General features: G+C 43.2%; 6 protein-coding genes and 1 pseudogene. All 7 read left to right on the forward strand.

What is annotated here, in order from left to right; translation table 11 throughout:
- Positions 1-264 precede the first annotated feature (264 nt).
- The 7 genes and pseudogenes from N5O98_RS26105 (at position 265) to N5O98_RS26135 (ending at position 10830) form a co-directional block, all read left to right on the forward strand.
- On the forward strand, positions 265-816 hold the full coding sequence (locus N5O98_RS26105; protein WP_004317803.1) for an RNA polymerase sigma-70 factor: 552 nt from the start codon (positions 265-267) through the stop codon (positions 814-816).
- A 56-nt stretch (positions 817-872) separates the two neighbouring features.
- The gene (locus N5O98_RS26110; RefSeq protein WP_004308082.1) at positions 873-1859 is read left to right on the forward strand and encodes a FecR family protein; all 987 of its coding nucleotides are present in this window, start codon (positions 873-875) and stop codon (positions 1857-1859) included.
- A gap of 144 nt (positions 1860-2003) precedes the next feature.
- Positions 2004-5340 (forward strand): annotated as a pseudogene (locus N5O98_RS26115) (TonB-dependent receptor).
- Positions 5341-5344: 4 nt separating this feature from the next.
- On the forward strand, positions 5345-6940 hold the full coding sequence (locus N5O98_RS26120; RefSeq protein ID WP_004317801.1) for a RagB/SusD family nutrient uptake outer membrane protein: 1596 nt from the start codon (positions 5345-5347) through the stop codon (positions 6938-6940).
- A gap of 24 nt (positions 6941-6964) precedes the next feature.
- Positions 6965-7999, forward strand: coding sequence for a glycoside hydrolase family 18 (locus tag N5O98_RS26125; protein ID WP_004308086.1), 1035 nt, complete (start codon positions 6965-6967; stop codon positions 7997-7999).
- Positions 8000-8013: 14 nt separating this feature from the next.
- Positions 8014-9249 carry a DUF1735 and LamG domain-containing protein gene (locus tag N5O98_RS26130; protein WP_004317800.1) on the forward strand — a complete coding sequence of 412 codons (1236 nt, stop codon included), beginning with the start codon at positions 8014-8016 and terminating at the stop codon, positions 9247-9249.
- A 27-nt stretch (positions 9250-9276) separates the two neighbouring features.
- Positions 9277-10830, forward strand: coding sequence for a BT_3987 domain-containing protein (locus N5O98_RS26135; RefSeq protein WP_022199558.1), 1554 nt, complete (start codon positions 9277-9279; stop codon positions 10828-10830).
- Positions 10831-11637 lie beyond the last annotated feature (807 nt).

Raw genomic sequence — 11637 nt, forward strand, 5'->3', positions numbered from 1 at the left:
GAAAAACTTTATACCTAAAGATACGAAAACTTTGGGTAATAACAAAGCCCGGGCTTGAGAAAGTCTGGGCTTTGCGCATAAAAAAAGGCTGTGTCAGCGTTTTGACACAACCTCATTTTTTTCCTTTTCACAGTTAAGAGTTCATAAAAACACAGAACTTGAAGTCGTTTTTTTAGTTTCCTTTTTCGCATACTAATCTTGGCTTCTTAGTATTGTTGAATTATTTACATACATTTGTCTCATACCAACAGACCTGATAAACCTATGAGCCAAAACCAAGACCCTATTCATCTAGCCCGCCAATTCGAAATTATATTTACCACGCACTATTCCGCTGTTAAATATTTCGCTATAAACTTGCTCAAATCTGAAGAGGACGCAGAAGATATCATTCAGGATGTGTTCGCTAAATTATGGACACAACCGGAGGTCTGGCTGGAAAACAAAGACATAGGCCAGTATATCTACGACATGACTAAAAACACAACTTTCAATTTCATCAAACGCAAAAGACTGGAACAATCCTATCAGGAACAATTATCGCAGAAATATCTAATCGAAGACTTACTAAAATCCGAAGATACTCTCGACCCTATCTATTATAAAGAAGCACTATTAATCATCCGCCTAATTCTCGACCGCCTTCCCGAACGCCGCAGAAAAGTTTTTGAAATGAGCCGCATCAACAATATGAGTAATATGGAGATAGCACAAGCACTCAATATTTCCGTACGAACTGTGGAACACCAAATCTATCTGACCCTGCTCGAAATAAAAAAAACTATTTTTATTGCATTTTTCTTGTGTTTCTTTTAAGTAATCCCCCATTTTCGATTGTGCTAATAGTGTAACCACTAAAAAGAACAGCGCAAATGAGGAACTTTTTTCAGAAAATACTGATATTATTTACCGGCAATAACTATCCGGAAGCTACCCAAAATGAATTCTATCAATGGCTGGTAGATGAGGATCATGCATCCCAGAAAGAAGATGCTTTGAGAGAGCTATGGAACAAAGCGCAACGGCAAAAAAACGTGAAAGGAATGCAGAAGTCTTACGAGCGCCTGAAAAAACAGGAAGGTATTCCAACCGTACCCAAAGAGAGAAGAATTCGCCCAATACATATATGGCAATCCGCAGCCGCTATCTTATTCCTCCTGCTTGCCTCTTCGGTCTATCTATCGACTGTAGGCACAAAAGCGGAAACCGACTTGTTACAGCAATATATTCCGATAGCAGAAATGAGAAGTTTGACGCTGCCCGACGGAACAAAAGTGCAACTCAACTCGAAAAGTACACTTTTATATCCGCAGGAGTTTACCGGAGATAGTCGTAGTGTATTCCTGTTAGGCGAAGCCAACTTCAAGGTTAAGCCGGACAAGAAACGTCCGTTTATCGTGAAATCCAATGATTTACAGATTACTGCTTTAGGTACGGAATTTAATGTATCTGCCTACCCTGAAAGCCAGGAAATAGCAACGACCCTCATTTCAGGCAGTATCCGTGTAGATTATAACAATCTGACAACAAGTGTCATTCTCCATCCCAACGAACAGTTTGCCTATAACAGAAACAATAAGAAATATGATCTCTCCAATCCGGATATGGACGATGTGACAGCCTGGCAACGCGGAGAACTGGTTCTGCAAAAGATGACGCTGACGGACATCATCAACGTATTGGAGCGAAAATATCCTTATGCCTTTGTATATAGTATCAAGAACCTCAAAAACGACAGGTTCAGTTTTCGTTTCAAGGACAACGCACCACTCGAAGAAGTGATGGAAATCATCGTGAACGTGGTCGGACAAATGGACTATAGAATAGTAGAAGACAAGTGCTATCTGACAAGAATATAACTTTTTAACCTTATATGCCATGCAAAAAAATACCCGGAACAGAGGCCTCACTCCGTCCCGGATATGAAATCTGAATTCCCAATATTAGAGTTTACTCTACAAATTACCTCGAAATAATTTAGTCAATAACCTAATACTAAGAAAATGCTACAAATTTATAAATTTATAGTAGACAAGAAGACAAAGGGAAGAAGTTTTATGCTTTTTTTCTGTTTGATGCTCGCCACAACAGTTTCCCTTGCACAAAATGGCGCTAAAATCACTATTAAAAAGAATAGTATATCTGTGATTGAAGCACTGAAAGAAGTTGAAAGACAATCCGGCATGTCCGTAGGCTACAACGATTCCCAACTGAAAAACAAACCGGCCATCACCCTCAATATAGAGGTGGCTTCGTTGGAAAATGCGCTCGCTCAAATTCTCAAAGGTACAGGTTTCACCTATCAACTGAAAGAGAAATATATCATGATTATTCCGGAACAAAAGAAAGAAAGTAACCCGACCAAAAAGATCACCGGTAAGGTAGTTGATGAAAACAATGATCCCTTGATCGGAGTGAACATCAAAGTGGAAGGCACTGCCGCCGGATCTCACAGACATCGACGGGAACTTCCTGATCGAAGCTTCCACCGGAAATACACTGACATTTACTTATATCGGTTATACTTCAGGAAGCATTAAAGTCACCAACCAGAATAATTACCGCATTCAACTGACAGCCGATACGCAACAGCTATCGGAAGTTGTAGTAACTGCTCTCGGCATCAAACGCGAGCAAAAAGCATTGAGCTACAACGTCCAGCAAATCGGAGCAGACAAGATGCCGGAAATAAAAGACGCCAACTTTATCAACAGTTTGAGCGGAAAGGCTGCCGGCGTTGTCATTAATGCTTCTTCTTCCGGTGTGGGAGGTGCCAGTAAAGTGGTGATGCGTGGTACAAAGTCTATCGAGCAGAGCAGTAATGCGCTATACGTCATTGACGGTATTCCGATGTATAACTTCGGCGGTGGAGGCGGTACTGAATTTGACTCCAAAGGTGTTACGGAAGCCATTGCGGATATTAATCCCGACGATATTGAAAGCATCTCTTTCCTGACAGGTGCGGCAGCAGCCGCAATGTATGGCAGCAACGCTGCCAACGGCGCTATTGTAGTGACTACCAAGCGGGGACAGATAGGAAAACTGTCGGCTACTTTCTCAAGCAGCATGGAATTTATGAACCCATTTGTATTGCCCAAGTTTCAGAATCGGTATGGAACCGGTACACGGGGCGATGCGGAAGGTTCTCCCATATTAAGTTGGGGGCCTAAACTGAATCCGGCCAACCAAACAGGATATGAACCCACCGACTTCTTTGATACGGGAGCGGCTTACAGCAACTCCATCACCCTCTCGACAGGTACGGACAAGAACCAAACGTTCTTTTCTGCCGCAGCAGTCAATTCAGAAGGGATGATTCCGAACAATAGGTACAACCGATATAATTTCACATTTCGCAATACGACTCATTTCCTGAATGACAAGATGAAATTGGATGTAGGAGCCAGTTATATCATACAAAATGACCGCAACATGACCAATCAGGGAGTTTATTCCAATCCATTGGTTTCGGCTTACCTGTTTCCACGGGGCGATGACTTTTCTCTAGTAAAAGCCTTCGAACGTTATGACGAAGCACGTAAAATCAATGTGGCTTACTGGCCGCAAGGTGAAGGGGATTTGCGTATGCAGAATCCTTACTGGATTGCTTACCGGAACGTCCGCACGAATGAGAAAAAGCGTTATATGCTGAATGCCGGACTGACATACGACATTTTGGACTGGCTGAATGTATCGGCACGTATCCGCGTGGATAACACCGACAATACTTATCAGCAAAAGCTATACGCAAGTACGATCTCTACACTGACCGAAGGTAGTACCCAGGGACATTACACCATTCAAAAGGTGAACGAGACACAAACGTATGCCGACTTCATGGTGAATATCAATAAACGCATTGACGACTTCACGGTAGTAGTCAATGCCGGTACTTCATTGAGCGACAACTCCAGTGATTTACTGGGTTACGGTGGTCCGATTCGCGACACGGGAGTGCCCAACGTATTCAATGTATTTGATTTGGACAACGCCAAGAAACGGGCAACACAGGAGGGTTCGGAAGAAATGACGCAGTCTATTTTTGCCAGTGCGGAAATAGGATGGAAAAGCATGCTGTACCTGACGTTGACCGGACGTAACGACTGGGCTTCCCAGTTGAAAGGCTCGAATCCTACTTCTTTCTTCTATTCATCGGTAGGTCTTTCGGCAGTAATCAGCGAAATGGTGACATTACCCAAAGCGATTGATTACCTGAAAGTACGCGGATCATTCAGTTCTGTGGGTACCCCCTACCCGCGTTTTCTGGTACAACCGACTTACAGCTATGACCCTACCAAACAGGACTGGAACGCCAAAACCCATTATCCTATCGGCAAACTGAAACCGGAACGTACCGACTCTTGGGAAATAGGTGTGGACGGAACTTTCTTCAAGGATTTCAAAGTCAGTGGTTCATTCTACTATGCCAATACCTATAACCAGACATTCGACCCGAAAATCACCGTATCTTCCGGCTATTCGACTCTTTATGTGCAAACCGGTTATGTACGCAATCTCGGTGTCGAGGGGCTACTCTCTTACGGACATACATGGCGCGACTTCGGATGGAACAGTAATTTCACTTTCTCCTGGAATAAAAACAAAATTGTGGAGTTGGTTAAGGACTATGTGCATCCCGAAACCGGAGAAATCGTCAACAAAGACCGCCTTGAACTAAAAGGACTGGGATATACCAAATTTATCCTGAAAGAAGGAGGCACACTGGGAGACCTGTACACGAATGCCGACTTCATACGTGACGATAAAGGATATATCCAGATAGACAAAAATGGGGATGTCGCCAAAACGGATAATCTACCTGACATCAAATTAGGCAGCGTATTTCCTAAAGCAAACCTGGCATGGAACAACAGCTTTTCTTACAAAGGTATTTATGCGGGATTCCAATTAAGTGCCCGCCTGGGAGGTATTGTTTATTCAGCCACACAGGCTGCTCTCGACCAATATGGCGTATCCGAAGCATCTGCTGCCACCCGTGACCGTGGCGGAGTACTCGTCAACGGACGTAGCTGGGTGAACGCACAGCAGTATTACGAGATTGTAGCTACCTCAAGCGGGCTGCCGCAATATTATACGTATAGTGCCACAAATCTGCGTTTGCAGGAAGCGCACATCGGATACACCATCCCCCGCAAATGGTTGGGTAATATCTGCGACATCAACGTCTCTGTAGTGGGACGTAACCTGTGGATGATTTATTGCAAAGCACCTTTCGACCCGGAAGCGATTGCTACAACAAACAATTTCTATCAGGGAATCGACTACTTCATGATGCCCAGTACACGCAATTTTGGTTTTAATGTAAAGATTAACTTCTAAAACTATGAATACTCAAATGAAAGAATACAGAAAAGCAACCCTCCGACTGGCATACCTGCTAACGCTGATGCTATGGACGGGAAGTTGTATCGATATGGATATCAATCGTAATCCTTACGAGACAACGCAGGATGAACTGATGCGCGAAAACCATATCATCGGCTCGTCTCTAAAGAGCATGGAAGCATTGGTGGTCCCCACACAAGAGCATCTTTATCAATTTGTGGAAGCGATGTGCGGAGGAGCCTACGGGCGTTATTTTGGAGAGACTCGTGTGGGTTGGACTGAAAAATACTCGACTTATAATCCCAAGTCGGACTGGCTGAAGGCTTCGTTCTCCGATCCTATCTCGGAAATGTATCCTTCCTACCGGGATATTATCAACCGTACCAATGACCCCGTCGCACTGGCATTCGCCAAGATTCTGCGAGTCGCTATCATGCACCGGTCTACGGATATGTTCGGGCCGATTCCCTATACCAAAGTATTGGGAGATAAAACGGAAGGTAACGGCCTTAGTGCTCCTTATGACTCTCAAGAGGAGGTTTATGTGGCTATGTTCAAGGAATTGGAAGAAGCAGATAAAGCTCTGAAGGAGAATCTAGGTCTAAGTGCGGAAGGATTTAAGAAACTGGATAATCTTTATTATGGAGATGTGCGGAAATGGTATAAATACCTTCACTCGTTACAGCTTCGCATAGCCATGCGTATCGTTTATGTGAAACCGGAACTGGCCAGGGAAATAGCCGAGAAAGCCGTAGCCGCAGGTGTGATAGAGAACAATGAGGACAACGCGCAACTGCATGTGGAGGAGAATCGTTCGGCTCTCTGTTTCAATGATTGGAAGGATTACCGGATAGCTGCGGAAATCGTTTCCTATATGCAGGGATATAACGATCCGCGTTTGGAAAAATACTTCACCCAGGGAAAGTATCAGGATGATACCGATTACTATGGGCTACGCATTGGTATTCTTCCTTCCAAAGTGACGGACGACGAGTTGATACAAACCTATTCCAACCGTTTGATGACTGCCAATGATACGTATATGTGGATGACTGCCGCCGAGGTCACGTTCCTTCGCGCCGAAGGTGCCCTGCGGGGATGGGCAATGAGCGGAGATGCCCAACAGCTATATGAGAAGGCGATCACCCTTTCCTTTGAGCAATGGGGCGCAAGCGGAGCAAGCGGATACTCCCAGAATAAAACATTGGTGCCAGGGGCTTACAAAGACCCGAGAGGTACATACAGCGCCCAATCTCCGAGCAGCATCACCATTGCCTGGAACGAGGACAAGGAGAATACCCGTTTCGAAGAAAACCTGGAACGTATCATTACTCAAAAATGGATTGCCATGTTTCCTCTGGGCATTGAAGCCTGGTGCGAACATCGCCGCACAGGGTATCCTAAATTCCTTCCGATAATGGACAACAAGGGAGTGGGAATCACTAACCTGACACTGGGAATACGACGTCTCTCCTATCCTGCTGAAGAATATCAGCTGAATGCGGAAAATATGCTCGGTGCCCTGCGAAAGCTCAATGGAGAAGATAACGGCGCTACCCGCTTATGGTGGGACTGCAATCCGAATGTAAAATAATGTGGAACTTAAACCCAAGATACAATGAAACAGAATTCATTCATAAGTGTCATATTGACCATAGCCTGCTCACTGATGTTCGTTGCCTGTAGCGACTGGACAGAACCGACACCGGTTGATTACAACCCTATATTTCCCGACGAACAAGACCCCAGCTTGCATGAAAAATACGAGCAAAGTCTGAAAGAATACAAAAACCGGAAGCATACGTTAATGTTAATACGTTTTGCCAACAATCCGGGTACGACATTGGGCGAACAGGATTTCTTGCGTTCCTTGCCCGATAGCGTAGATTTTGTGGTGCTGACCAACGCTGATAATCTGTCCGTTTATGATAAGGAAGACATATCCAAACTCAAACGGACCGGCACCAAATTTCTCTATTACAAGAATTTATCCGAATTCTACGACCAATGCGAAGAGACAGAAAACCTGGAAGAATTCAAAACGAAAATGAATGCGGCATTGAAAAACGGGGAGAGTGATGAATTTGACGGTTATTATGTGCAGTTTGGTCGTGCCGGAAGTATGATGCATGTCGATTTCTTCAATGAGGTAACGACGGCTATCCGGGAAAAACTTGCCGCTATCGGCGGTCCGAAAGCTAATAATGGAAAGTTGGTTTTCTTTGATGGCATCGTCACATTTACAGTGGATTATAGCGGAAGATACGAAGAGCCGTTCATCGATTTGGTAGACTATTTCGTGGATGGGCAAATTGTGTTGCTTGAAAGCTCACTCGAAATAAAACTGAATATGAGCCAACCTGTAGGTTTCTATGGGAAAATGCCCAAAGAGAAAGTGATAACGACAGCCACTCCTCCGACCGATGACGGTAAAACCGGTATCATCAGCCGGGAAGATTTGGATGTTATACAAACCTCGGAAGGGATGGCCTACATCATCAATCATTTCATCACAGGACTGGGTAACAATGGTCCGCTGGCAGGAGTTTCTATCTACAATGCCAATGAAGATTATCTCGCCACCGATGGGGTGACTAACTACCGCCGTATACGTGATGCTATCCAAAAACTGAACCCATCACCGATTAATTAATGAAAGGAGGAACTATGAAACGATATAAAATAATCATCTCTCTGGCTGCAATCATCTGCGGACTGATGATTGCCTGTGACAATACGGATTACAGCAATAAAGCACCATTCGACAACATGGTCTATATCAAGGAAGCCAGTAACAGCAATTCAGAAAGAGTGACTTTCCGAAATACGCTGAATGAACAGAAACGTGCCTTCAGCGCCAAGTTGACTTACCCGGCAGGAAAAGACATCGTAGTGAAGCTGAAAGCGGATCCCGGACTGATAAACGAATTCAATGCCCGGCACGGGACTGATTATGGAATGCTGGATAGTAAATATTATAGCCTGTCGAACAGCGAACTGATTATCAAAGCCGAAAAGAGTGAATCATTGATTGATACGATCTATTTTAATAACCTGTTAGATCTGGAGATTGATAAAACTTATCTGGTTCCGCTCACCATCTCTGAAACGTCGGGTGGCGTTCATCTATTGAACGGTTCGAAAACATTGTTCTATCTGGTGCGCCGTTCAAGCGCTATCACGGTAGCCGCCAACCTGAAAGACAATTATCTGGAAGTGCCTACTTTCCTCGACGAAGAGAAAAATGCCTGTCTGAAAGAATTAGGTCAGATTACCATGGAAGCACTGGTATATGTAGAGGACTTTACATACAGCGGACCAAGCAATACGGCCGGTGCATCGGATATCAGTACGATCATGGGAGTAGAACAGCATTTCTTAATGCGTATAGGTGATACAAGTTTCCCACGCCAACAGTTGCAGATGCAGGGACCGGACGGAGTCAAATTCCCCGCCGCCGACAGGGCTAAGTCACTGAATGCAATGACATGGTATCATATAGCGCTGGTGTACAACGCCAAGGAACATTTTATTGCCTATTATGTGAACGGACAACTGCAAAGTCAGGATATCTCTTATGGAAAAGGAGCTACTGTGGATATCTGTGGAACGCCGGATTGCGAATTCCAGATAGGACGCTCTTATGAAGATGAGCTACGGCAACTCAACGGTAACATCGCAGAGATACGTATCTGGAACACTTGCCGTACGAAAGAGGAAATCTGGACGAATATGTATAAAGTGGAAGATCCTGAAAACGAAGAAAGCCTGCTTGCTTACTGGAAATTTAATGAAGGTGAGGGAAACATTGTCAAGGACCATTCGAAACACGGATTCGATGCAGTATCTGCCGAACCTCTTGTGTGGCCGACGGGAATCGAAATTCCACAAATCAACAAGTAATCATTCACTTTAAAGATAACCATGGACATGAAAAGAAATATAAACTTCAAAAATGTTCTCTGCATGGCTGCCATTACATTAGTAACCGGCATGCTAGGAGGCTGCGAAGATAATTCCATTGCCACTCCCGTAGGTAAATTACCTAACGAGACGGCTTTAGACAATAACTTTGGCATGCTAAAATGTGATATGACAACCAGTGACCTGGAAATCACCATGACCAATACCAAGACTCCCGATTTTGCATTCTTCTACCAAACGGTGAAGCCGGTGGCACAGGACACCCGAATCACAATGAAAATCGACCTCGACTTAGTAGACAAATACAATGAAGAACACGGTACGGAATACCGGAAAATGTCTACTATCAGCATTGAGGGCATCAGTAACGATGGTGCAATGACTATTAAGGCAGGAGATACAATGTCGGATACTATCATGGTACGCCTGAATCCGCTAGGCACATTGCATGATTATTCTTTGCTCCCTATTACCGTAGAACTACCGGAAGAAAGCGGAATTCGTCCGTCACGGGATAGTAATGAAATCTATTACAAGATTTATTATAAACGCTCTACTTATCCGTGGTTGAGCCCGATGAAGGCTGATATGAAAAAGTACAAGATGGTAGGGTTTATTGATGGCGAAAAAGTCAACGCCTCCATTGCCAAAGAATTTATCATGGTATTATATGATAATGAAACATTCGGTCCCGGACATTATGAGTTATGGGAAACGTCGTGGTATGCCTATTTATATGACATCATTAATGTGAATGCCGCAACACTGGGATATGCGAATGGAAAAGTGACTCTGAACCAATCAGCCAATTTCAAAAAGCAGTTAAGCAATATGTCGTCACTCTCCAGCTATGGTATAAAGCGTTGCGTCACCCTTAAAGCAGAAGGGACCGGCTTGGGATTCTGCAACCTGACAGATGAGCAGATTACAGCCTTTGTAGCGGAAGTCAAGAAGCTCGCCAACTACCGTGTAGATGGCATTAATCTCATGGACGAAGGTGCCGAATATGGTATAAACGGACATCCGGCTGCCAATGCGACCTCGTATCCGAAGCTCATCAAAGCACTACGGGAATCTTTAGGCAAGACCAAACTGATTACAGTTACCATAACGGGTGATCCGGCCGGTTCACTAGCCTCCGAGGCTGCGGGTATCAGAGCAGGTGAATATATTGATTATGCCTGGACATGGGTAAATACCAAAATTATGAATCCATGGGAGGATAGCTCGATTGAAAAACCAATAGCAGGACTGGACAAATCTCAATATGGCGGTTTCAGCACCGACGAATATACGTTCGATTATGAAAATGACGAATCGTATCCGGAAACGTTACGAGAAAAGTTATATGACAAAGGTCTTGGCAAACTTTACATAATGCGTAATATCCCTTTCTGGTCGGACGCACTGGAAGCAACACCATATCATGCTAACATAAATGCAGGGGCAGCAGCCTTTTATAGAGTGGAAGGAGGCCATAAATATGAACCGGACATCAACTATTTGCATAATGGTAAATACAAGGATATGAAAGGGAATAAAAACTATTACGAGATGTAGAATTATCAATTAAACAGGGGAGGAAAAACAAATCCTTTCCTTACTAACAGGAGCTTATGCGCCTATTATCAGTAAAATAATATAACCGGAATTTTAACCATCTATTTGGTTAAAGTTCCGGTTTCACTATTTCCACCAAATATCATCAATTAAAATAATACAAAAACACAACACTTATCACCTACAAAACAACACCAAACAATAACAATACACCATTTGCCAATAACTCATCATTTATTTATTATACCAAATCATTACTTTTACTCCGCAAAAACAAACTATATTTCAATAAAGAAAATATGTTTACTTTACCTTAGGAATTACATATGAAAAAGCATATTGTGATACTGATAGCCCCAAAAGATTACAGTATCAAATACAAGATACGCCCACCACCGTCAAAGAATCTCTATTTAGTATTATATATTCAGAAAAAATGATCTATTAATTATTGTCACTTGGAGGAAATAGATATTCCTTAAAGAATGATTCAAGACGTAAGGATTTAAATCTGCATACGGAACTCGCTTTCTTAATATTGACCTTCAAAGAACAAATAATTTTGAGATTAGACTGTTTGAGTTTAGTAATGCCCTAAATCACACTCGTTGTGCATTTTCTCATCCCCCCTCAACTAAAAAGGAATAGAGGTATACAGTCCAAGTGACTTCAACAAAAAATAAATATGAAATCATTAGTGTCCACTAAAAAATCATAGTCGTTCTTTGAAATTGTTGAAATTCAGTTTGTTGTAATGGTATTTGGTGCGCAACGATTTGAAATTACTTTTGCAGTCTGAATCAGACT

Origin of the sequence: Bacteroides sp. LFL-34, from assembly GCF_027257075.1 — a bacterium.
GTDB lineage: Bacteria > Bacteroidota > Bacteroidia > Bacteroidales > Bacteroidaceae > Bacteroides > Bacteroides ovatus.